The following is a 24,850-nucleotide window of genomic DNA, read 5'->3' as shown; positions in this document are numbered from 1 at the left end:
CCCACACCATCTAACACAACCTGATCATCTCCATGAACACATCCATTTACCGAACCAGCAAGGGCATCGTCGCCCGCCAATCCGAGCTTTGTTTTTTTCTTCCCGACACCGACTGGGACGCCCTGCTGATCCGGGAGAACCTCCAGTCCTATGTCGAGGCCGCCGCCACCACCGCCAGCCACGATGAGCAGGCCGCCGACGCCCTGTGCCATCACTTGCTCGCCCCCATCAGCAAGCAGGAGCTCTGGGCCTGCGGTGTGACCTATTACCGCTCCCGTGACGCCCGCATGGAGGAGTCCCAGGACGCGGGTGGCGGCGACTTCTATGATCGCGTTTACGCGGCCGACCGACCCGAACTTTTTTTCAAAGCCACTCCCCTGCGCGTCTCCCACCCCGGCGCGCCGGTCCGCATCCGCCGCGATTCCACCTGGGACGTGCCGGAGCCGGAGTTCACCCTCGTCCTCAACCCCTCGGGAAACATCATCGGCTTCACCGCCGGGAACGACATGAGCTCACGCAGCATCGAGGGCGAAAACCCGCTCTACCTGCCACAGGCAAAAACCTACGATGGCTGCGCCTCGGTCGGCCCCGGAATCCTGCTCACCGACGAACTTTCATCGGAAACCGGCATTTCCCTGAAAATCGAACGCGACGGCCTGGAGGTCTTCGCCGGGGACACCCAGCTCGGTGCCATGAAGCGCACCCCGGAGGAATTGGCCGGCTTTCTTTTCCGCGAAAGCTCCTTTCCCCACGGTGCCTTCCTCATGACCGGCACCGGCATCATTCCCGGCAATGACTTCACCCTGCATCCGGGGGATCTCGTCCATATCACTATCGATGGCATCGGCACCCTAACCAATCCCGTCGATCGCCTCCCAACCACCTAACCCCTCATCAGCCATGACCGAAATCGAAGCGCACCCAGCCTGGCAACACAACGCCGAAGTCGGCGAGGGCTCCCTCTGGGATGAACGTGAAAAACTCCTCTACTGGGTGGACATCCACGGCAACGCCGTCCATTGCTTCAATCCAGCCACCGGCGAAAACCGCAGTTGGGACGTCGGCGAGCACGTCGGCACCGTCGTGCTCGATGAGCAGGGCGGCATCCTCCTCGCCACCCAAAACGGCTTCGCCCGCATGGATCCTGAAAACGGGCAACTCACCCACCTTGGAAACCCCGAGGCCGGTCACCCCGAGGTCCGATTCAACGACGGCAAGTGCGACCCCGCGGGCCGTTTCTGGGCGGGCACCATGGCCTACGATTGCCGCGAAGGAGCCGGCAGCCTCTACTGCATGGAGCCCGACGGCAGCATCCACCGCAAGCTCGACGATCTCACCATCTCCAACGGCCTGGTCTGGAGCCGGGACGCAACGAAATTTTACTTCATCGACTCACTCACCTACCGCCTCGACTGCTATCGCTACGACCGGGAAAGCGGGGAAGTATCCAACAGGCAAACCGTCACCACCTTCGACCAGGATGCCGAGGGGCTCCCGGACGGCATGGCCATCGATGCCGACGACGGCCTCTGGGTGGCGATGTTCGGTGGCGCGTCCGTCCTGCGCATCGATCCCGCCACCGGCGCACGCACACACAAAATCACCCTGCCCACCTCCAACATCACGTCCTGTGCCTTCGGCGGCGACGACCTGCAGGACATCTACATCACCAGCGCCACGGTCCACCTGGGCGAGGATGACCTTCGCGACCAGCCTCTGGCCGGCTCCCTCTTCCGTGCCCGCAGCCCCATCGCGGGAGTCCCCGCCCATCGATTCGCCGGCACCAACTAACCGCCCCACCTAACAATGACACCCCCACCATCCAGTTCAAAGCTCTACCTCCTCTCCGCCTGCCTTGTAGCCACCCTCGGCGGCATGCTCTTTGGTTACGACACCGGTGTCATCAACGGCTCCCTCCAGTTCGTTGAAGCCCGCTTTTCCCTGGATGCGGGCATGAAGGGTTTTGCCGCCTCCAGCGCCCTGCTCGCCTGTATCCCCGGCGCCATCCTTGCCGGCTTCTTCGGCGACTGGTTGGGCCGCCGGAAAACCCTGATGATCTCCGGCCTCCTGTTCCTGATCTCCGCCATCGGCACGGCCGTGCCCAACGACATCAACACCTTCATCATCTTCCGCATCATCGGCGGCATCGGCGTGGGCGCCGCCAGCATGACCAGCCCGATGTACATCGCCGAAATCGCCCCCGCACGCATCCGCGGCCGACTCGTCTCCCTCAACCAGCTCGCCATCGTCGGGGGCATGCTCGTCGTCTATTTCGTCAACTACTTCATCACCAACCCGGACGACATGGCATGGAACACCGCGACCGGATGGCGGTGGATGTTCGGCTCTGAGGCCCTGCCCGCCGCCGGACTCTTCCTGCTGACCTTCTTTATTCCGGAAACCCCACGCTGGCTCAGTATGCATGGTCGCAAAAATGAGGCGCGCGCCGTCCTGGTGAAAATCGAGGGCGAGGAAACCGCCGACGAGGAAATGCGCGCCATCGAGACATCACTCAACGAGGAAAAGGCGGGGCTCTCCCAGCTCTTCACCCCCGGCCACTTCAAACTCCTCGCCCTGGGCCTCACCCTCGCCTTCCTCCAGCAGGCCACCGGCATCAATGTCTTTCTCTACTTCGGCTCGGAAATCTTCGGCTCGCTCGGCGGTGAGAAAATCGATGCCGCCCTGCTCCAGCAAGTCATCGTCGGCGGTGCCAACGTCCTCTTCACCCTCGTTGCCATCTGGACGGTCGACATCATCGGCAGGAAACCCCTCATGATCACCGGCGCCGCCGGCATGGGGCTCTCGCTTTTTGTCATGGGCACCGCCGGGGCGCAGGGCGAGGCCGACAGCAGCCTCCTGCTCTGGGTCATCGTTTACATCGCCAGCTTCGCCCTCAGCCTCGGGCCTGTTGTCTGGGTCCTGCTTTCCGAAATCTTCCCCAACAAAATCCGCTCCCTGGCGATGGCCACCTGCACCGTCTTCCTCTGGCTCACCAACTCGGTGGTCTCACAGACATTTGTGATGATGGACAAAAACGAGGCGCTTGTGGAAAAATACAACCACGGCTTCCCCTTCTTCATCTACGGCGGCCTCTGCATCGTCACCATTCTCTTCGTCCTCATCTGCCTGCCCGAAACCAAAGGCAGGTCGCTGGAGGAAAACAAGTGAACTCCCGGCAGGGCAGCCCGGATGCAAATAGGGGCAGACAGGAGCGGAGCACTGAGCGGACGCTGGCGGTTATCAGCCCACATCCATCACCTTGACCGCCGCCCATAAATCCTTGAACGCATCCACAAACACGTGGTGCTCCGGGTGGTCCTGGTAAATGTTGTGCTGCTCGATGCTGTCGAATCTGAGCGAGATCGCGTAGTCAAAACTCTTGTCGGTGACCGGGCGTTCAGGGGTCGCCGATGGTGCCCCCCACATTCCCGAAGCGATGGTTTCAATTTTCAGCAAAGCGTCCAAACCCTGCTCAAAGGCAGCGCGATCCGCCTCGTTTTTATTCTCTTCTTTCAGCCAAAAATACACATGGTGTTCCATGCCGCGATCATTGTCCTCCGGCACTCCTTCGCCAAGGCAAATCATCAGGAAAAGGTGAGGGCAAAAAGCGCGCAAAAAAGTAGGGCGGCTTTGCAAGCTGCCGACAACCTAAGTGCACATCCTGTCGGCAGCTTGCAAAGCCGCCCTACCTTCCAGGATGCACCGCCATCGGCGGGACGGTGGCAACAGGGCGACAGACGGGTCTGTCATATTTGTCATTTCAGCTTCGCATCTTGACTATTTCCTCCGCAGGCGGGACTCTCTTACATCATGGATACCAAGAAAATAAAGTACATCGCGGCAGGCATTGTGATCCTGCTGATGGGAATCATCATCTTCCAAAACTTCGAAGACCAGGAGGTCTATATCCTTTTTGCAAAAATTGAGATGCCGCTCGCATTCATGCTCGTACTCACCTTCGCCATCGGTATGGTGGCAGGGTGGATACTCAGCCTGATCACAGCTAAAAAGAAAACCCCCAAACCAAAGGAGTAGATCCAGCGGGTGGATATTACCTTATTCCTGGATGCTCCATTGATGGCTTGAGATTCTTTGCCAGATAGCTTGCGTGCAGGTCATCACAAGCAAAAGACAGGGCGTGGTCGAGATGAACCTTCAGTGCATCATCATTGCCCAAGCCATGGTGCGCGAGGGCGATGAGGATGTGGAAGCCAGCATCTGACCTTGCCTGCATGTCCTCATCAAAGACGAGCAGGTTAGGGAGACTTGTGGCGAAGTAATCAATTTTAGCCGTCTGCTTCAGCCCGTTTTTTCCGTAGTCCAGCAGCGATTGAAAAAGGCTGTTCGCCTCCTGGTCACGACCAAGTTCGCGCAGCGACAAACCACGATAATAGCTGAGCGGGCTGTGTTCGGTAACCGCCATTGACGAGAAGTCTCCCGACTCCTCGGCAGAGAGTTTGAAGTGCTGTGCGGCTTCTTCGGCTCTACCGAGATGCTTCAGTGCGAGGCCGGTCCAGTAGTTGACATCAGCTTTCGCCTGAAGTGGGTGGTAGGCTTCACCCAGCGATTCCGGAGTATCCATGGCAAGATTGAATTGCCGGAGAGCGAGTCCGGCATCATCGCGTTCAAGCGCTGCTTGTCCTAACAGAATACAAGCGGTGCTGTATTGCCTAAGCACCGCGCCCTCCCCCCCTTCCCAGGGGTGGAAGCGGCGTGATGTCACCAGATCGAATGCCTTCCGGGCTTGGCCGGTCAAGTTATAGAGGCTGGCAAGAGCCACCGTGGCATCGTCGCGCTGGTTGACGAGTCCAAGGTGCTGCTCGAGAAATTGCAGTCGCTCTCTGACAGGGCGGTTACGTTTCTGTGACAGCTGATCGAACTCGCTGATGAAGCGGGCGTCGCTGGCATCGAGCTGGATGGCCTTTTGATAACAAGCCGTCGCTTTATCACCATCCTTGCCGTGGTTCCAATGGGCAATACCCAGGTTCCGGTAAACCTGGGGTATCGTGGTGTTTGCGACAACGGCCGACTGCCAGGTTTCAATCGCCTCATGGTACCGGCGCTTATCAAAATAATAGTTCCCCAGCGCATAGGCCGCCAGAGGATCTTCGCCACCCTGCTTGAGTGCCCACCGCAGGACAAGCAGCTCATCGATGCGGCTTGGAAAAAAATGGTCAGCCGATTGTTTGCGTGCGGTGGCGAGAGAAGCACCCGCCCCGGGATCATCGATCATCTGCTTGATCCACGCCTCGACATAACGGGTCATCGGGCTGCGTTCCATCGGATTGGGCACAGCAACCGGGATCACCGCATGCTCGTGGTGAATCTCCAGCAAACCGAGAGCGTCCCGGTAAAATCCGGCTTCACAGTAGTCGAACACCAGGTCGAGTATGGTCTGGGCATCGTTGCGGGTGAGGTTGAGAAATGTTTGTTTGGCTTCGGGACAGGAAACCCCGGCCACGTGACGCGCCCAATGATCGAGAGGATCCATTTTCAAAAAGCATTCCAGGACATGCGCCGACTCAGCTTCACGACCAAGATGACGTAATACAACAGCCTTTAAAACATGCGCCTTATTGTTATGGCGATTTGTGTCTAGCGACGCTTCGAGATGGGACAACGCGGTCGACCAATCATGTTTCCGGCAATCAAGTGTCGCCAGTTGGTAGTAAGCACAACTCCGCCACTCGTAGTTCCACGTCGCTTTGTAGAGAAAATCATAGGCTGGCAGAACATCCCCCAGATGAATTCTGGCTACCCCCATCAAGTAGTGTGCCTCGCCGGTAACAGGGTTGGGATGCCGACTTGTTAGTCGCGTGATGGCTAATTGAAAATGCCCGATGGCCTTGTCGAATTCACCACGACCGAGGGCTCGTTTCCCTAGCGCGAGGTGACACCGGGCATCGCCAGGATCATTCTCCAGTGCTTTCCTCCAGTAATCCTCGGGACTACGAGTAGGATGGCGGTATTGCTCGAGATGTTCACCGACAAAATACAGGTCATCCGCCGAAGTGATTTCTTCCGGCGCCGGTGGTTCGGTTGCCTGCTCACGGTCCCTGGTTAGCAAGGCCCGGTCGATCGTCTGGTAATTCAGAATCTCCACCCCATCGCAATCCAGCAAGCTGACTTCAAGTCCGCTGGCTCCATACTCTTCAAGTTTTGCCGATGTATCCATCCACGATTCACCAGGCGAGAGATTGATGGTAAACACGGCGACCGTCCGCCCATGATCGAGCACCAGAAGCCGGGCACCCTCGACTTTTTCCGAGACGCAAAGACCCAGCGCGACGCTAAGGTCCTCATTGACGGCACAGGCCAGCGCTGCCCGGGTATTCGCTTGCTGAACTGGCCCGATATCTTGAATCGGCCACCAATACTGGGAAAATGTCTTGGTTTCGTAAGGAAGCAGGTAAGTGAAGTCGGGCTGGTTATCGGTATAAACCCCCGCCATGAGTTCGACGTAGGGGCCGCCCTCGTCAGTGAGTTCGCGATCCCATGCGTAGCCGAATGCATCATTGCCCCAGGTCCATTGTTTTTTCCCGGGCGCTATGTGACGACTGGCAACATGCACGAACCCGCCGTTCTCCGAATAATCGTAACCACCGAAAAAATCAAACTGCGTCTGGCAGACCATGTAACTCGTCGGCACCGGGATGTTCTTGTACCAGCCAAGGTCGTTGGCACCCGGACGGTCCTGGTACTGGATATCGTAGTAGGGATTGTTGGCGATGGGAAACGACGAGGTCGCACGGACTGCATGGTCGGCCACATAATGCACGTCCGTTGGGAAAAACGATTGATACGCGTCGTGCACTTTGGCTGCCACGTTTGCCCACCACAGGAATGTCTGGGTGTATGGGGTGCGGTTATAGAGTCGGGCACGAAGCTCGATCAGGGACGATCCGGGACGAAGACGGATACCGTGCATCCCCTTTAACCGGTTCAGGGGATCGTGTTCGGACATCCACACCGTCCGTGCACCATCCGCCTCCTCCTCGATGTGGACATCCGCCGGCATAAAGGTGCCCGGCCGGTGATGCTGCGGCCAGTTGAACTCGACGCCCCCTGAAATCCATGGACCGGCAAGCCCCACCAGGGCCGGCTTGATCACATCCTGGCGATAGAAAAAATCGTAGTCGTGGTTCGACTTGTCCTGACCAAGGAAAATGCGCCCCCCGATCTCGGGCAGCATGACAAGCCGGACATACTCGTTTTCCAACAGAGCCGACTGGTAAGTGGTGTCTACGGGTTCATCGTACACCTTGTCGACAAACGGGACAGGATACACTTTTCCGTTGCTCCCTTGATAGACGCGTTTCTCAAAAAAAAGAGGATTTTTTTCCGGCTCACCCAGTGGGTAGGTGGGGATGACCCGGGGTTCGATTCTGGCAATGACTGACATTTTTTGATGATCTGTTTAATGAATGTTAGGTGAACATTTCAGGCTCCATTGAGAAGCTCTGATTCGATCTCTTCGAGGCTTTTGCCTTTGGTTTCGGGTATCTTTGATTGGATATAGAACATACCCGCCAAACAGATCCCGGCGTAGGTCCAGAACGTTCCGGACGGCCCCAAGCTGTCCCGTAAAATCGGGAAGGTGAACGACAGGATGAAGTTCGCCACCCAGAGTGAGAGCACCGCCATGGACATGGCAATGCCGCGTATCGAGTTGGGAAAAATTTCAGAAATCAACACCCAGGCGACAGGCCCCAGCGTGGCTGCGAAAAAGGCAATCGCGAGCAGCGCAAAAGCCACGACATACCATCCTGTGTTACCGGTGTAGTAGCACACCCCGATCAGCAGATGGGACAGAAGCAGCCCGCCGGAACCAATGACCATCAGCGGCTTTCGGCCTAACTTGTCAATGGCCGCCATACCCACAAAGGTAAAGAGCATGTTCGTGACCCCGATGATCACCAGACTGAACATGATCCCACTGACAGTGAATCCGGCGTCACGGAAAATATCCGGCGCGTAGTTGAAGATCACATTGATTCCGCACCATTGCTGGAACACGGCAATGAAGATACCCACAAATACAATACCTAACATCTTCGGCTTGAGGATTGCTCCAAACCCCGCCTTTTTATGATCCTCATCCAAAGTCGCTTCGATCTCGACAAGCGTTTGGTCGGCGTATTCCTTACCACCTATTCTGGCCAGGATTTCATGTGCCTCACCGTCCCGGCTTTTCTTGGTCAGCCAGCGGGGGCTGGCAGGAACGAAGAACATCAGCACCAGGAAGATGGCCGCCGGTATGGCCTCTGCCGCAAACATCACCCTCCAGCCCGTCCGACCATTCCATGTGGCGGACAGCTGCCGGTTGGTGTACGCCGTAAGTTTTTCAACATCGATCAGCTCCTTGGGAACCGGAGAACCGGATTGCAGCAAGGGTATCATTTTCCGGGTATCAAAAGCCTCTGCGGGGGCTTGGGTGAAAACGTCACCCTGAAGGATCGCGTTTATCTGTTCGTCACTGAACACCGTCGTATCGTACAGACCATTCTTCAGCTTGAGCGGCCCCTTGATATTCAGGTCGGCCGCTATGGCACTTTCCTGCTGGATGGCTTCCGGCACAGGTTTGTAATCGGCAATCATGTAGTTCACCAACTGCGCAAGAAGGATACCTAACACGATGGTTAACTGGTTTAACGAGACAAAACGCCCGCGGTATTTGGCGGGGGAGACTTCCGCGATATACATGGGGGACAGGGTGGACGCCATTCCCATGCCAATGCCGCCAAGAAGCCGATAGAGCACAAACTGGGTGAAGCTCGGCGCATAGCCCGAGCCGATGGCGGAAACCAGGAAAAACAGGGCGGAGAGAATGAGCAACTTCACCCGCCCGAACTGGTCCGCCGCCTTGCCCACACCGAGAGCACCGAGGATACACCCCACAATACACGAACTCACCGCCCAGCCCTGGAGCACCGGGGTATCGAGGCCGAAGTGCAACTCATAAAACTGCTTGGCTCCCGAGATGACCAGAAGGTCATAACCAAAAAGCAAGCCGCCCAACGCAGAAGCCAGTGAAATGAACAGAATGAACCCCATGTTGAATGAAGTAGCTCGACCCCCTGCTAACGATGATGGATTGGTTTGCATTTTAGTAATCAATGATATCTATGACCGGTCCATAAAAGAACATATTTACGGCTCCTTTGGAATAGACTATATTCCGAGACATATGGATTATATTACTGAGTTCAAACGTGAAGGGTTCGACCGGCAAAAGTTGTTCCGCCTGCCAACCCGCGCTGAGGCCAGGATGCTAAGCCTATCGTTTACAAAGGATATGGTGGTTTCCGATGTGGGCTACTACCCGCGGGCCGAGGGGCATTTGGTAGAACGGAAAAAGGGACTCAAGAGTCATATTCTTGTATTTTGCCTGAGTGGCCAAGGTTGGTTCAGCCGCAGGGGAAAGCGCCGCGAGGTGGTGCCGATGGATGTTTTCTGGATTCCCGCCAGAGAAGCCCACGCCTATGGCGCACATCGCTCCGACCCCTGGGAAATCTACTGGGTGCACGCCTACGGCTCACTGGTGGAGGATTTGTTGGCCTGGACATCATTGTCAGACACACGGCCAACGGCCTCGTTTTCTAACACCAACGCCTTGAGAAGGCAGTTCAATGCGCTGATCCAGCGACTGGAACTTGGCTACACCGACCACACCCTACTCGAGCTTTCACGGTTTTTTGTCAGCTTGACCAACCTGCTTCATGTCGAGGCAGGGTCTGAACGGGAGATCCAACAAAAGGACGTCATTGAGAAGGCGATGGATACGATGAGGCAAACCGTGTCCGCCCCCTTGTCTTTACACGCATACGCCCGCGAGGCCGGACTATCGGTCTCCCGGTTCAGCCATCTTTTCAAACGGCACTACGGCACCAGTCCGATGGCCTATTTCACGGAGCTGCGCATGCAGCGAGCCAAGGCACTCCTTGATGACACGCACTTATCGATCAAGGAAGTCTCCTGGCAACTAGGATTCGACGACCAGTTGTACTTTTCCAGATCATTCAAAAAGGTCACCGGTATCTCCCCCTCCGCCTATCGATTGGAGCACGCCTGACACAGGCTGTCAGATGACGTCTGTATACGGATCGTAGTGCACCGGGTGGTCGTCGTCTTTTGCTGCAATGTCAGGCAAGCCTTCACCCGACTTGACAATGCGCCTCTCCGCACTGTCGGGGTTTTTTACGAGGGCGATATGGAACAAGGCGTCACCCTCGTCGGCCTGGCCTTCATTGGTGCGACCGATCAGGATGCCACTTTGTGATGATTTGACCAACTCCTCGTAATCTCCGAGGGGGTCGGCAATAAACCCTAACACATCACCCACATTCACCGCCTTACCCAGGGCGGTAAGGGATGTGAACACGCCACCGACTTGGGCACGCTCCCAGTGGCCTTTCTCAGACAGCACGGCATTCCTGGCACGTTTCTTCGCCGCCTCCGGGCGCCTTGGCAGCATCCCCAGATGGCGCATCACGGCATGGATTCCTTGCTGACCAAAGCGAATGGACGCGGTATCGAGACGTAACGCCTCACCACTTTCATACAACACCACGGGGATGTTCGCTTCGTTGCACACATGCCGGAAGGACCCCTCCCTGACAGAGGCCTGCAAGGTCACCGGTGAACCAAACGCCCTGGCGATCTCCAGTGACGCCTCGTCATCCGGACTTACCCGGATCTGGGGCAGGTTGGCGCGATTGACTGCCCCTGTGTGAAAATCAACCACGACATCGCAGTGCGGAAGCAGCTCGGTGGTGAGCACATGGGCGAGTCGCCCCCCCAGCGAACCTTTTGCGGAGCCGGGAAAGAGCCGGTTTAAGTCGCGACGGTCGGGCAGGTACCTGGATCTATTCGAAAACGCAGGGACGTTCACAATGGGCACGGCAATCAAGGTGCCCTTGAAACTCTTTTTCAAGCTCGGTGAATTGATTAATCGCCTGATGATTTCAGCCCCATTGATTTCGTCGCCATGGATACACCCCGTCACCATCAAGGTGGGCCCCTCTGTTTTCCCCCGGATCACCCACGCCCGCATGGTGACAGGCTCATGGGTTGTAAGCATACCTACAGGAAGGCTGATGAGCTTGCGCTCACCACGTTTGATTTCCTGGCCGTTGACCGTGAGAGTATTCATTGATAGGCACCATTAAATCCTACCGGATCAAACGGGTCAACTGCTCATCATCGTCTTGACCGGATAACTTCGCGCTTACAAGCCCAGCCATTTCATCCCCCAGTAGACAATCACCGGCATGGTCAGCAGGCTCACCAGGGTCGTTGCCACAACCACCTGGATGGCAACGTCTGCGCGCCCTCCGTAGTGGCGTGACATCAGGATGGGAAACATCCCGGCGGGCATCGCCGCCTGGATGACAAGGACTTGTTTAAGCTCCGTGGCGAGTGGCAGGAATTTGGCGAGACACAGCATAAAAAAGGGCACCAATGCAAGCCTGACGAGGATGCCGCCTGTGGAGATTTTCCAGTCGAATTTCATCTTCCTGGCAAGATCGTGAAGCGTTGTGCCCACCAGCAGGAGAGCTACCGGCACAGCGCACTCTCCCAGCATCGAGAAGACCCTGCCGATGATGCTTGGCACATGTTGGTCAAGCCGGGTCTGCACCAGAATGATCCCCATGATGACCGCAATGATCGGACCTTTGAGAAAGGCCCTCCACGATGGTTTGAAATTTCCAGAAATCAGCATCAGACCAACAGACCACAGTGCCAACTCAACTCCGAGGTTGTGGGTAAACAGTACCGCCAACACATTGTTATCATCCGGAAAGACATACAGCATCAGCGGCAGGGCGATGTAGCCAAAATTCTGCAAGCCACTGCTGACGGCAAAGGTCCGCCTCCCTCCACCCATTTCCAGACCCATGATCCGGCCAACCCCATAACCAAGCATCATGCCCACGGCAATGACGACAAAGCCGACACTGGCAGCGGAGATAACCACGCCTGCATCACGAAGGATTTCGGCACCTAACATTTTATCAAGAATCAGACACGGCATGAACAACTGCACCGTCATGGTCATGATACCCCTATCCATTTCCGGTGTGAGTACAGCGGTTCTGCGCAACATGGCACCCAACACCACAATGATGTAGATGGGAAATGCAGCTTGAAGCACCAGCAGACTTTCTTGCATGGCGGGATGATAGACACAGCCCGTACCATTTGGCACGCAAGCAATGACAGGATTTTCATTTCCATTTCCCAATGGAACTTGAATGCCACATCCAGCGACTGAACGACGGACGGGATTGTGACTTGCGGACGGGGCGACGCTTGCTAGGGTGGTGTCATTCCCTCCCACTCCCACGTTTTTACCCATGGCTGAAAACAAACCTCACACCCGCCTCGGACAACTGGCATCGACGGCAATCTGCGGTAACGACATCACTTCATCCTGTCTCTATGTCTCCGCGCTGGCGATTGGTTATGCTGGACGACTCGCTCCGGTCTGCCTGCTGCTGGTGGCGGGCACACTCTTCCTATTCCGCTCTGTCTATGCCGAGGTGGTGGGGGCATTACCTCTGAACGGCGGTGCGTATAATGCGTTGCTGAACACGACGAGTAAGTACCGGGCGTCGATCGCGGCCTGCCTGACCATCCTTTCCTACATGGCAACGGCGGTGATTTCCGCCAACGAGGCGATGCATTACCTGCACTCTCTCTGGCACGGGCTACCGGTGATGCAGGCCACGGTGGGGCTGCTTGCTTTTTTCATGATCCTCTCGATCATCGGGATCACCGAGTCGGCGGTGCTGGCGGTGGTGATCTTTCTTTTCCACATGACCTCGATGGCACTGCTGATGGTGTTCGGCCTGTGGACCGTGCTGATGGTGGGACCTGCGATGTTGTGGGACAATCTGGGCACACCGGCACCTGGCGGGTTCTGGCTGGCGTTGTTCTTCGGATTCTCGTCGGCGATGCTGGGCATTTCCGGGTTCGAGTCCTCTGCGAACTTTGTCGAGGAGCAGGAGGACGGCGTGTTCCCCAAGACACTGCGAAATATGTGGATTGCAGTAACCGTGCTGAATCCCGGCATGGCGATTCTGGCACTGGCCCTGGTGTCCACACCGGAGGTCAGGGATGTCTACCAGACGGCGTTACTCTCGCATGTGGGTGAGGTGGCCGCCGGAGACTGGTTGGCGTGGGTGATCGGCATTGACGCGGTGCTGGTGCTGAGCGGCGCTACCTTGACCAGCTACGTAGGCGTGACCGGACTGGTGAAACGCATGACGCTAGACCGGTGTCTGCCACAGTTCCTGCTTAAGGAGTCAAGCAGGGGAACCTCTCACCGAATCATCATCGCGTTTTTTATACTGTCGGTATCCGTGTTGCTGATTACAAGGGGGGACCTGAAGTCGCTTGCTGCGGTCTATACCTTGTCCTTCCTATCCGTGATGGCTCTGTTTGCCATTGGGAATTTATTATTGAAGATCAAGCGGGCGAACCTGCCCCGGCCCAGCCGTGCTAGTTACCTGACGGTGTTGGTGGCACTTTCCGCGGTGATGGTCGCCATCTGGGGCAATGCCCGGCTGAACGCATCCTATCTTGTCGTGTTCCTTGAGTATCTGGTCCCCACCGTTCTGATCGTCACGGTGATGCTGACCCGTGAGAAAATTCTGGAGCTGGTGGTGTTTTTCGTGGATGAAATCCGGCGACGGGTCAAGAGCCTGAAGCATGAGGCCATTGCTCAAAATGAGGATGCCGAGGCGGCGCGACTCACCAAGGCGGGACGCAGGGCGCACCGGCTGAATGTGTGGATACACAACCTGTTACACAAGATTCGCTCGCAGCAGTTGGTTTTTTTCACCCGTGGCGATCACTTGCGCAATTTGAATCTCGTGATGCTCTACATCCTGGAGAATGAACACACGGAGCGCGTTAAATTTGTGCATATCTATCAAGACAAGCAGGCTATCCCCAAGCAACTGGACGAGCACTTGCGATTTCTTGACGAGGTTTACCCGGAAATCGACATCGAGTTTGTATCTGTACATGGCGAGTTCTGTCCGGAGATGATTTCCAAACTGTCCAAGGAGTGGAATATCCCGACGAACCTGATGTTCATAGGCTCACCCACAGGCAAGCTGTCCCACCACATTGCTGACCTCGGCGGGGTCAGGCTGATCATCTGAGTGGACAGCCCCCCATCTCGAATTCTTTGTGATAGCGTGGGCATTGCGTTCATATCGCTTGTTTATCGGCCACCTCCCCACTTGACCATCACAGCTGACCCGCTAGATTGGAGCCATGGCTGGCAAAAGATCGCTCACATCGCTTCATCTGAAATCATTGCTTGATAACAATGACATCGAATCCCTGGTAAAACAGCTGGAGCCGAAGTTCGAGCCACCGGTCAAACCCTACTTCCCCAACTCCAAGGTCACCGAGAAGCGGACCCAGAAGCTCTGGAAAGCCATCGGTGAAGCCCCCCACCCCGATATCCTCGACCCGTGGACCCGTGAACGTCTTGAGCAGTTCGATGGCAATATTGAGAATTTCATCGGCACGGTCAAACTCCCCATCGGAATCGCCGGCCCCCTGCGGGTGAATGGACTGTTTGCCCAAGGCGATTTCCCCCTTCCGCTGGCAACATCCGAGGCCGCACTGGTGGCCAGCTACCACCGGGGCGCCTGTATGATTTCCGCAGCGGGCGGCTGCACCTCGATGATGATCTATCAGGCGCTGAACCGGTCGCCGGCCTTTGCCTTTGACTCGATGAGAAACGCCGGGCAATTCGTCGCCTGGGCGATGGATTCGTTTGAGGATTTTCAAAAAGAAGCCAACAGCACGACGGGGCACGGCAAACTGGTCGATGTCGGCACCACCCTGGAAGGCAACCATGTCTATTTGAACTTTGAATTTACCACTGGTGATGCGTCGGGCCAGAACATGGTCACCATCGCGACGCAGGCGGTGTGCGATTTTATTGAAAACAACTGCCCGGTCCCCATCCAGCATCTCTACGTCGAGGGCAATCTATCAGGTGATAAAAAAGCCAGCTCCCAGGCATACACCACCACGCGCGGCCGCAAGGTGACTGCTGAAGTGGTGCTGAGCCCCGAGGTGTTGAAAAAATATGTGCACGCGACACCACGGCAACTCATCGACTACTGGCGTATGTCGGCGATAGGTGGCGTGCTAAGTGGCACCATGGGGGTGCATGGTCACTTTGCCAATGGCCTGGCGGCGCTCTATATCGCCACCGGTCAGGATGCCGCCTGTGTCGCGGAATCCGCGATGGGGGTGACCCGTTTCGAGGAAACCGCGGAAGGCTGCCTCTACGCCTCCGTCACCCTGCCCGGCGTGATGGTGGGCACGGTGGGTGGTGGCACCGGGCTACCGAGTCAGAAAGCCTGCCTCGAACTGATGGGACTGCATGGATCAGGCCACAGCGGCGCGCTCGCCGAAGTCTGCGCCGGTTTATTGTTAGGTGGTGAACTCTCCATCATCGCCGCGCTTGCCACGGGAGACTTCACCAAAGCCCACCATAAACTGGCCCGATAGATTATTGGTTTTGTCGATGTTGTAAAAACTATTATCGCTTTCCAAGATTCACCCATCCCGGTTAAAACACAGTTATGCGTTGGTGGACTTACCAGAAAGAACGATTCCCGATTTTCCAGCACGGCCCTCTGGTGGCAGCTTTCAGCTCCTGTGCGGTGGCTTACTCATCGATGCTGACTGGCACGGCACCTGTGTGGCCGGCCTTTGTGGTTGCCTTTGTCACCTGTCTGGTATTTTTCCTCCAGTTACGTATTGCGGATGAGTTCAAGGATGCTGAGGAGGATGCCACTTATCGCCCCTACCGTGCCGTGCCTCGGGGATTGGTGACGCTGCGCGAGCTTGGGCTTGTGTTTGCGCTGGGGGCCGTCGTCCAGCTCGTTCTGGCACTGGTATATTCGCCCCTGTTAGTGATCGTTCTCGCCATCGCCTGGACCTACCTCGCGTTGATGAGTGTGGAGTTTTTTGCCCGCGACTGGTTAAAGGCCCGCCCCATCACCTACCTGTGGACACACATGCTGATCATGCCGATTGTCGATTTTTACGCCACGGCATGTCACTGGATTCCGAGTGGGGAAAAGCCGTGGGCCGGCTTGGGGTTTTTCCTCGCCGCCAGCTTTTGCAACGGCCTGGTGATTGAGCTGGGAAGAAAACTCCGTCAGCCGTCGGGCGAGGAAAAAGGCGTTCCCACCTACAGCAAACTTTGGGGCTTGCAAAGGGCCGCATGGGTATGGTTTGGCTGTCTGCTGGCGACCTGTGTCTTTGCCACGGTTGCGGCCAGTATCATCCAGTTCACACTCCCTGTATTCGTCACGCTTACCATCTTGTTAGTCTGGGCGCTTATCCACGTGGTTGGCTATCAGAAAACGGAATCCAGGACCTTCGAACTCATCGCCGGGGTATGGACCCTGGCACTTTACCTGTCGCTTGGCATCATCCCCATGCTCGCACACTGATATGATTATCCATCCCCATCAATCCGAACACTTCGATGCCTTAGGCGGCAAAGCCAAAGCCCTGGCACTACTCACCGGGGTGGGTTGCGAAATCCCTCCGTGGTTTGCGGTCACGGACTTCGATGATTCACTGCGCGATGAGATCACCCGCTGTGCCGGCAAGCTGGGCTCAAATAGGTTTGCGGTGCGGTCTTCCGCCCGTGGTGAGGATGGCGTTGAGCACTCCTTTGCCGGTCAATACGATACCTTCCTCTATGTCGAACTTCCCGATCTGTTTGAGAAAATCAGGAAAGTCCAGGAGAGCAACCAGAGTGCACATTTGAAGACCTATCAATCGAGCCGACAAATTGCACTTGCCCACCGCCCCATCGCCCTGATCCAGGCGATGCTCACACCGGATGTCAGCGGGGTCGCATTCAGTGCTGATCCCGTGACGGGAAAGAGGGACCACGCTATCGTCTCCGGCCTTTGGGGGACGGGCAGCGCGATTGTCTCAGGTGAAGCCGATGCGGATACATGGTCGGTCGACAAGGACTATCAGATCCTCGATCGGAATATCGCCCGGAAGACCCATCAGCACACTGCCGACCCACTCACAGAAGAGGGGGTCAAACGCACTGAGGTAGCTGTTGAAAAACAGGATATCCCGTGCCTGAACGACGCGCAGGTGATCGCCGTTGCCAACCTGGCCAGGATGTGTGCCGACCACTTTGGTTGCCCGCAGGATATCGAGTGGGCGATGGAAGGAGGAAAACTCTACCTGCTCCAGAGTCGGCCGATCACCACACTTGCGCACATCCCCGACCCCGATGCGCCGCTGACGGTGTGGGACAACAGCAACATTGCGGAAAGTTACTCGGGGATTACTTCGCCGATGACATTCTCCTTTGCCGAGCGTGCTTACGAGCATGTTTACCGGGAGTTTTGCAAATTACTCTCAGTGCCCAGGCAGCGGATCATGGATAACGATGATGTATTCCCGCAGATGCTCGGTCACATCCATGGCCATGTGTATTACAACCTGAACAGCTGGTACCATGTGCTGGCCATGCTTCCAGGCTTCTCCGTCAACCGGTCGTTTATGGAGCAAATGATGGGGGTCAAAGAGCCGATGCCCGACGAGGTGGTGCAGGCTATCCTCAAGAAAACGCGGACATCCAAGGTCAAGGACTGCTGGGCACTGGTCAGGACCTGCCTCGGCCTGATCAGAAACCACCGCTCGCTGCAAAAACAGATTGATGCATTTTACCTTCGCCTAAACACAGCGCTTGGCTCCCCCGGGAAAGCACTCACCGGGATGCGTGGCGAGGAACTCACGGCCCATTACCAAGAGCTTGAATCCCAGCTTCTCAAACGCTGGGACGCACCGCTGATCAACGACTTCTTTGCCATGATTTTTTACGGCCTGCTGAAGTCGCTTTGTGAAAAATGGCTCGGTGACGCCTCATTGCAAAACACCCTCTTACTCGATGCTGGCGACATCATCAGCGCCGAACCACCACGGCGCATCAAAGCCATGGCAGAACTTGTGGCAAGCCATGATGAACTCACCAGGCTGCTTGCCGACCCGGAATGTGAACCCGACAAAAAACTCACCGCACTCCGTGGTTATGAATCTATCCATCAGCTGTATGAAAACTACTTAACCGACTTCGGCGACCGTTGTCTTGAAGAGCTTAAACTGGAGTCCCCAACCGTCAGCGACAACCCTCAATCATTGCTCACCGGTATCGGTGTGATGGCCGTCCGTATCAACAAAGGCCAGAGCACCACAGCACCGGATCCTGTACCTGCCGATGACCCCACTAAGAAGCTGAGCGGCGTCAAACGCAGGCTGTTCCCATGGGTGTTAGAAAATGCCAAAAACCGCGTGCGCGACCGCGAGAACCTTCGTTTCGAGCGCACACGCTTGTTTGGCCGGGTCCGGCAAATCATCGTCGAACTTGGCAAGCGTCTGCACCACGACAACCGTCTCGACGCCCCGGAGGATGTCTTTTTCCTCACCATCACCGAAGTCATGAATGCTTACCCGGTGGCTGAGGAATCCATCAATTATCTATCCATCTGTCACGAACGCCGGCATCAACAATCGACCTTCAAGACTCCCCCACCGGACCGGTTTGAAACCCGTGGACCACTCGACCTCTATCCGTTTTTTACGCCCACAACTTCAGACGAACCCCACGATGGAGAACAACTCCACGGCACGGGTGCCTGTCCTGGTATCGTCCGTGGCCCCGTGCGCGTAGTCACCGATCCACGTAATGCCACACTTCAGGAAGGAGAGATCCTCGTGGCCCAACAAACCGACCCCGGCTGGGTGGTGCTGTTTCCCGCCGCCTCCGGCTTGTTAGTCGAGCGCGGTTCGTTACTCTCCCACTCCGCCATTGTCGCCCGGGAACTCCAGCTCCCCTGCATTGTTTCCATTCGCAGCGTCACCACCCTGTTAAAGACCGGTGACCTTGTCGAAATGAATGGCAGCACAGGGGAAATTAAAATTCTCGATGCATCGGGTGAAAAATAGGATACTGTCCAGAACATACCCCCATCTATCCATGAAAAACACCTCCCTCTTCCACAAACCCAAGTTCCTGGGAGCCCTTTCCCTAACAGCCCTGCTTGCCACCTGTGCGGAAATCCCCTACGACAAAATCGCATCCTCCCGGCACGTCGGTGATTTCCTGCAGAAAAAGGGGCTTGGCGCCCTGAATCCGCCCACCTACGGCACGGGCACCTTTGGCCGGGGAAGACTCAATGAGCCTTCCGGCATCTGTTGGCATGCCAAGCGCAGAACCTTGTTTGCTGTGGGAGACAATGGTGACATTGCCGAGTTCCGGACGGACGGCTCACAGGTCAACTTCCGCCATATCCCGGGTGCCAACTTTGAGGGCATCACCACCATCCCGTCATCGGGATTACTCTATGGTGTCACCGAGGGCTCTGATCAAATCATCGAGATCCATCCGGAAACGTTTGCGACCATGCGCCGGTTCAGTATTCCCAGGACATACCGTGGACGGACGGTGATGGCGGCGGGTGGTAACGGGGTTGAAGGCATCACCTTCATCCCCGATCCACGACACCCCCAGGGAGGGATTTTCTGTGTCTCCAACCAGGGTGGCACAGGCAACCCGCAGGATGAAAAGGGGATTTTCTTTGTGGAAATCCCGGTACGCACAGGCGGGGCATCACGCATCGTCGGGGAAATCATCCCCCCTGTAGGCGATATTGCCGGACTGCACTACGACCAACGGAGTGGGCGGCTGTATGCCATCAGCGATCATAAAAATACCTTTCTTGAGTATGCTGCCAGTCGCAAGCTGATACGGACAGCCCCGTTGCCGGGTCGTGACCAGGAAGGCATTGCCTTCGACGATGCCGGCAACATGTATCTCGCCCAGGACTCGGGTGGTATCATCAAGCGACGCAAGCCGTAGAAAAAACAACATCATCCGTATGACCCAATCCGAGATCCAGCAACACGCCGATTTCACCAAAGTCCGGTATGCGAATTGCTGGGAGGATGCCGACATCCTGATCAGGGCGCTGGAGCCGCAAGGCCGGCACTGTGTCAGCATCGGCTCCGCAGGTGACAACTCGTTTTCCCTCCTCGCAGCCGGTGCCACCCATGTCACCATCTCCGAGATGAACCCGGCTCAAATCGCCTGTATCAAACTCCGTATCGCGGCCTATCAGGTGCTCGAACATGATGAATTTCTTACACTCCTTGGCGAACGGGAAGGGAATCGCATCGACCTCTATCAACGGTGCGCAACGCAGCTCGATGAGACAACCCGGCAATACTGGAGCCATTTCCAGGATCACATCCGCGACGGATTCGGTCGGGTTGGTAAGTTTGAAAGCTACTTCACCTTGTTTCGTGAAAAAATGTTACCTCTCGTCCATTCCCGTAAAACCGTAGGTGCACTGCTCGGGCAGAAAGGCCGGGATGCGCGGGAAAGCTTTTACCAGCAAACATGGAACACATGGCGATGGAGGCTCCTGTTCAAGGTCTTCTTTTCCCGCTTTGTCATGGGTCGACTCGGACGCGACCCCGCATTTTTCAAATACGTGGAAGGATCGGTGGCCGACCGTATTCTCACCCGTACCCGGCACGCCCTCGTCACTCTCGACCCCTCTCAAAACCCCTACCTGAACTGGATACTCACCGGGCGGTATGGAGAGCGTTTGCCCCATGCCTTACGCCAGGAGAACTATTCCATCATCCGTGCGAAGCTCGACAAAGTCACCATCGACCCCCGCCCGCTGGAAGCTGTCCTGGCCGATGCGCAAGAGCCGTTCGGAGCTTATAACCTGAGTGACATCTTTGAATACATGTCCGGGGAGAATACCGGAGCCCTGCTTCGCAGCATTGATGCCCATAGCCACAGGGGCGCCCGCCTTGCCTACTGGAACATGCTCGCACCACGGTCCCGACCCGAACACCTGGCGCAGTCCATCAAACCGCTTCCGGAGCTAAGCGCTGCACTTTTCGATCAAGACAAGGCCTTTTTCTACTCGGCCTTCGTTGTTGAGGAAACCATCTAACACGCATGCACCCGGCCATCTCCATATTGATTACGTTGGCATGCCTTGGGGGCATCATCCTACTATCGAGCCTGGGAGTCAAAAGCGGGAAGTTGTCGGGGGAAATGGCGCGCAAGGCCGTACACGTCGGTATGGGATTGCTGTGCCTCTGTTTTCCTTGGCTGTTCGATTCCATCCTGGCTGTCCAGGTAATGGCCGGGATCGCCATACTCACCTTACTCGTGGTCCGGCTTACAAAATTGCGCAGGTCACTTGGCCCGGCCCTTTTTTCCGTTGAACGGCTCTCGATCGGCGAGCTGCTTTTTCCTCTGGCGGTGGCATGGCTATTTACCATCGGCTGGGACAAGCCGATCCTTTACGCCATCGCCCTACTGCTGCTTACCTTGGCAGACACGGCAGGTGCTTTGGCGGGAACCAGGTATGGAAAAAAAATGTATCAAACCACCGCAGCCACCAAGAGTCTGGAGGGGTCTCTGGCGTTTTTCGTCACGGCTTTTCTCTGTATCGCCTTGCCCTTGTATTTCTTTGCCGACTTATCGATCGGTCTGATTCTTTTTCTCTCCCTCACCATATCCCTGTTTACCATGGCTGTTGAGGGAGCGTCGGGGCACGGGCTTGATAATTTGCTCATCCCCCTTGGTGCTTACCTTCTGCTCGATTACTACATTGGCTTGGAAGACCATGTGATTTTTCTACGCTCCGTTGTGCTGATGGCGCTCCTGGGTTTACTGCTGGCGACCCACCGGAAACATACCTTCGACGGCGGTGCCATCCTTACCGCGATGCTGTTCGGGTTTTCGGCATTCACCCTGGGTGGTGTACCCTGCCTGCTGGCGGCACTGATGCTCTTTGCACGCCACATCATGGCCCAACACCGCATGCCTGCGGAGTATGTGGTCACTCATTCGATCGATGTCATCATCGTGATCGCCATCCCCTCGCTATTCTGGCTGACACTCGGGCGGGGAGAAATCATCGATTACCCCGTCGCCCAGTTCGGGTTTATTTGCACGCTCTCCCTGGTCATTTACATGCTGCACACCGGAACCCAGAAACACATGTACCGTGAAAAGGCATCGCTACTGACCGGGTTTATCCTGTCGCTTGCCGTGCTTGCGCCCGCCCTCATGCTCGATATCGCGCCTGTTCATTACCTCCCCACGATCCTGTTAGGACTACCGCTGGCGAGGTTCTACTTTTACTGGAGAAGCGGCCCCGACGATCAAGTATATAGCCACTGGCTCCAGCTCGGCATCCTCGCCGCCATTTTTTCCATCGTTGCCATGCTGCCCGTTGTCTTATGAATCTACACAAACCCACATCATCAAACCTAACGGATACGCACAGGGAGCTTTTCGCCCAAGGCGCCGACCTGATAGCCAGCACCGGCTCCTACCTGGCCGGGCTGTGGTTTAACCACACCCCCATCCACGGAAACCACCCCATCGGAACCATCGGAGGCTGCCGGCTTGATGATTCTGCTGACGCCTCCAGGTTTTTATCCGACTGTGCAAGCTACCTCCATCAACACCATCAGTGCCGCACCGTGGTTGGCCCGATGAATGGCAACACGTGGCTCCAGCACCGTTTGGTGATCGAGTCAAACGGCCGCGATCCCTTTTTCATGGAACCGGTGGAGCCCGGGTATTTTTTCAACACATTCGCCGCTACCGGGTTTTCCGTTCTCTCCCGGTATTCATCATCGACCATCGATCTAACAATACCGCAAAAAGACTACGCATCCATGGCATCACGCCTCGGAAAAAATGGTGTCACCTTCCGCAGCATCAACCCCGATGCCTTTGCCCAAGACCTCACCGCCATCTTCGATCTCAGCCTGATAAGTTTCTCAAGTAATTTCCTCTACACCCCGTTGTCGAAGGCTGCATTTGTCGGGAAATACATGTCAACGCGCGAACACATTGATCCGGACATGGTCATCCTCGCCGAACGTGACGGAGGTTTGATGGGATACGTATTCTGTATGCCGGATCTGATTGCCCACCAGCTTGGCAAGAAGCCGTCCGTTATCATCAAGACCCTCGCGGCACTTCCCGACCGGTCACTGTCGGGAGTTGGCACGGTGCTCGTGGCCAAGGCCCAACAAATCGCCCGCGACAAGGGTTACACGGAAGCCATCCATGCGTTGCAATACGAGAGTAACAGCTCGCTGAGGATCAGCCAGCGGTTCAAGGCCAGCGTCTTCCGTCGCTACGCCCTGATGGTCAAATCATTTCCCTCCCCATGAACCTCGTCAACCACCTCGCTGAGCGTGCCCACAAGCACCCGGAACGGGTCGCCCTGGTTGATGCCGACGCATCGATGACCTACGGGGAACTCTATGCCCACGTATGCGGAGCGTCCCGGCAACTGTGTAGCGACGGGCTCGGGCCGGACGACACGGTATTGATTCTTCAACCCGTCGGCATCCCGCTCTATATCAGCCTTCTTGCTGCCTTTCACGCCGGCCTCACCGTCATGTTTATCGACCCGTCGGCAGGTAGGCCGATGATGCGCAACAGCCTCTCACTGCATCAACCGACGGCATTCATCGGAACCTGTCAAGCCCACCTGCTGCGTATGACCATTCCGGAGATCCGGCGTATCCGCTGTCTCTATCATAGCTCTGGATGGGTGCCGGGCAGCCGGAAATGGAAGGCCGAAAAATCACACCCTGTGCCCCCGGTTGACTCGACTGATGAGTCGCCCGCGTTGATCACCTTCACCAGTGGCAGCACCGGCACGCCCAAGGCCGCCTGCAGAACCCATGGCTTTCTTCTTGCCCAGCACAAGGCACTTGCTGAATCACTTGACTACATCGAAGGCGAAGTCGACCTTGTGACGCTGCCTGTTTTCACCCTGGCCAATTTAGCGTCCGGCCTCACATCCGTGCTGGCTGACACGGATTTGCGTTTTCCCGCGCGGGCCGATTCGGCGGCCATTGCCAGGCAGTGCGAGACACACCGGGTAAGTCGCTGTGCCGCATCGCCCGCCTTTTTCACCAAGCTTTTCCGGGACCATCAACTGCCCAGGTTTAAAACCATCTACACCGGAGGTGCGCCGGTGTTTCCCGTTTTACTGGATCACATCCAATCCGCCCGGCCCGAGATGGAAGTGGTCACCGTCTTTGGCTCCACCGAGGCTGAACCCATCGCACACATCCGCTGGCAGGACACCTCTGCAGAAGACCACAAACAAATGTTAGAAGGCAAGGGCCTCCTGGTGGGCAAGCCGGTCAGTGCCACACAATTGAAAATCATCCCCGATCAAACGGGCAAGCCGATCGCCCCCATGTCCACTGCCGCGTTGAATGCGCTTGAACTCCCCTGTGGCGAAATCGGTGAGATCACCGTGACCGGCGACCACGTGCTCAAGGGATACCTCCACGGCAAGGGCGATGAAGAGAGCAAAATCAAAGTCGGTGACGAGGTTTGGCACCGGACGGGTGACGCCGCGTGGCAGGACACATCGGGAAGGCTCTGGCTGGTCGGGCGGTGCTCGGCTGCGATCCAACGAAGCGGCAGGGCACCCACCTACCCCTTCGGCATCGAGTGCGCCACCATGAGCTACCCTGGCGTCGAGCGCTGTGCCCTCGTTGACCACCGGGAAACCATCACGCTCTTTGTTGAAGGCGCGATCAATACCAGCCAGCAAGGTGACCTTCTGGCGAGGCTCTCTCATCTCGGGGTCGAAAAAGTAACGGTCATCCCACATATCCCGGTCGACAAGCGCCACAATGCCAAGATCGATTACCCCGCGCTGCGACAGCTCCTGTCCAGCACGGACGCAACATAACACTTGTGCTC

At 56.6% G+C, this 24,850-nt stretch carries 19 protein-coding genes; 14 read left to right on the top strand and 5 right to left on the bottom strand.

The window, feature by feature from the left end:
- The first annotated feature begins 32 nt into the window (after positions 1–32).
- The 3 genes from H7A51_02125 to H7A51_02115 are packed head-to-tail and all read left to right on the top strand — an operon-like array spanning position 33 to position 3,168.
- On the top strand, positions 33–887 hold the full coding sequence (locus H7A51_02125; protein ID MCP5535012.1) for a fumarylacetoacetate hydrolase family protein: 855 nt from the start codon (positions 33–35) through the stop codon (positions 885–887).
- A 13-nt stretch (positions 888–900) separates the two neighbouring features.
- Positions 901–1,791, top strand: coding sequence for an SMP-30/gluconolactonase/LRE family protein (locus tag H7A51_02120; protein MCP5535011.1), 891 nt, complete (start codon positions 901–903; stop codon positions 1,789–1,791).
- 15 nt (positions 1,792–1,806) lie between these two features.
- Positions 1,807–3,168 carry a sugar porter family MFS transporter gene (locus H7A51_02115; GenBank protein ID MCP5535010.1) on the top strand — a complete coding sequence of 454 codons (1,362 nt, stop codon included), beginning with the start codon at positions 1,807–1,809 and terminating at the stop codon, positions 3,166–3,168.
- Between the two features lie 72 nt (positions 3,169–3,240).
- Here the strand turns inward: H7A51_02115 and H7A51_02110 are convergent, their stop codons facing one another.
- On the bottom strand, positions 3,241–3,585 hold the full coding sequence (locus H7A51_02110; protein MCP5535009.1) for a Dabb family protein: 345 nt from the start codon (positions 3,583–3,585) through the stop codon (positions 3,241–3,243).
- A gap of 225 nt (positions 3,586–3,810) precedes the next feature.
- Between H7A51_02110 and H7A51_02105 the strand changes: the two genes are divergently transcribed.
- Positions 3,811–4,035, top strand: coding sequence for a LapA family protein (locus tag H7A51_02105; protein MCP5535008.1), 225 nt, complete (start codon positions 3,811–3,813; stop codon positions 4,033–4,035).
- Between the two features lie 16 nt (positions 4,036–4,051).
- On the opposite strand, the gene H7A51_02100 is transcribed toward H7A51_02105, so the two are convergent.
- Together H7A51_02100 and H7A51_02095 are read right to left on the bottom strand one after the other, a co-directional pair.
- Entirely contained in the window at positions 4,052–7,402 is a 3,351-nt protein-coding gene (locus H7A51_02100; GenBank protein ID MCP5535007.1) for a DUF5107 domain-containing protein, read from the bottom strand.
- 38 nt (positions 7,403–7,440) lie between these two features.
- Positions 7,441–9,105, bottom strand: coding sequence for a sugar porter family MFS transporter (locus tag H7A51_02095; protein ID MCP5535006.1), 1,665 nt, complete (start codon positions 9,103–9,105; stop codon positions 7,441–7,443).
- A gap of 82 nt (positions 9,106–9,187) precedes the next feature.
- Between H7A51_02095 and H7A51_02090 the strand changes: the two genes are divergently transcribed.
- Positions 9,188–10,072, top strand: a complete 885-nt coding sequence (locus H7A51_02090) for a helix-turn-helix domain-containing protein (protein MCP5535005.1) — start codon at positions 9,188–9,190, stop codon at positions 10,070–10,072.
- 9 nt (positions 10,073–10,081) lie between these two features.
- Here the strand turns inward: H7A51_02090 and H7A51_02085 are convergent, their stop codons facing one another.
- Together H7A51_02085 and H7A51_02080 are read right to left on the bottom strand one after the other, a co-directional pair.
- Entirely contained in the window at positions 10,082–11,152 is a 1,071-nt protein-coding gene (locus H7A51_02085; protein ID MCP5535004.1) for a succinylglutamate desuccinylase/aspartoacylase family protein, read from the bottom strand.
- 75 nt (positions 11,153–11,227) lie between these two features.
- Positions 11,228–12,172 carry an AEC family transporter gene (locus H7A51_02080; protein MCP5535003.1) on the bottom strand — a complete coding sequence of 315 codons (945 nt, stop codon included), beginning with the start codon at positions 12,170–12,172 and terminating at the stop codon, positions 11,228–11,230.
- Between the two features lie 184 nt (positions 12,173–12,356).
- Between H7A51_02080 and H7A51_02075 the strand changes: the two genes are divergently transcribed.
- The 9 genes from H7A51_02075 (at position 12,357) to H7A51_02035 (ending at position 24,839) form a co-directional block, all read left to right on the top strand.
- Positions 12,357–14,171: an APC family permease gene (locus H7A51_02075; GenBank protein MCP5535002.1), complete on the top strand. Its 1,815-nt coding sequence runs from the start codon at positions 12,357–12,359 to the stop codon at positions 14,169–14,171.
- A 115-nt stretch (positions 14,172–14,286) separates the two neighbouring features.
- On the top strand, positions 14,287–15,543 hold the full coding sequence (locus H7A51_02070; GenBank protein ID MCP5535001.1) for a hydroxymethylglutaryl-CoA reductase: 1,257 nt from the start codon (positions 14,287–14,289) through the stop codon (positions 15,541–15,543).
- Between the two features lie 74 nt (positions 15,544–15,617).
- Positions 15,618–16,496 (top strand): UbiA family prenyltransferase, encoded by an 879-nt coding sequence (locus H7A51_02065; protein ID MCP5535000.1) that lies wholly within the window; start codon positions 15,618–15,620, stop codon positions 16,494–16,496.
- Position 16,497: 1 nt separating this feature from the next.
- Positions 16,498–19,020: a phosphoenolpyruvate synthase gene (locus tag H7A51_02060; protein ID MCP5534999.1), complete on the top strand. Its 2,523-nt coding sequence runs from the start codon at positions 16,498–16,500 to the stop codon at positions 19,018–19,020.
- A gap of 31 nt (positions 19,021–19,051) precedes the next feature.
- Complete coding sequence (locus tag H7A51_02055; protein MCP5534998.1) at positions 19,052–19,933, top strand: SdiA-regulated domain-containing protein; 882 nt, start codon at positions 19,052–19,054, stop codon at positions 19,931–19,933.
- A gap of 19 nt (positions 19,934–19,952) precedes the next feature.
- Entirely contained in the window at positions 19,953–21,044 is a 1,092-nt protein-coding gene (locus tag H7A51_02050) for a DUF3419 family protein (protein MCP5534997.1), read from the top strand.
- Positions 21,045–21,049: 5 nt separating this feature from the next.
- Positions 21,050–22,348, top strand: a complete 1,299-nt coding sequence (locus tag H7A51_02045; GenBank protein MCP5534996.1) for a hypothetical protein — start codon at positions 21,050–21,052, stop codon at positions 22,346–22,348.
- Complete coding sequence (locus H7A51_02040; protein ID MCP5534995.1) at positions 22,345–23,292, top strand: GNAT family N-acetyltransferase; 948 nt, start codon at positions 22,345–22,347, stop codon at positions 23,290–23,292. The genes H7A51_02045 and H7A51_02040 overlap by 4 nt, the downstream gene beginning before the upstream one ends.
- A complete protein-coding gene (locus H7A51_02035) occupies positions 23,289–24,839 on the top strand; it encodes an AMP-binding protein (protein MCP5534994.1) in 1,551 nt (516 codons plus the stop codon). The genes H7A51_02040 and H7A51_02035 overlap by 4 nt, the downstream gene beginning before the upstream one ends.
- Positions 24,840–24,850 lie beyond the last annotated feature (11 nt).

It is taken from the genome of Akkermansiaceae bacterium (assembly GCA_024233115.1).
Lineage (GTDB): Bacteria > Verrucomicrobiota > Verrucomicrobiia > Verrucomicrobiales > Akkermansiaceae > Oceaniferula.
The sequence above is the reverse complement of the archived record's forward strand: the minus strand, read 5'-3'. Positions and strand labels throughout refer to the sequence as shown.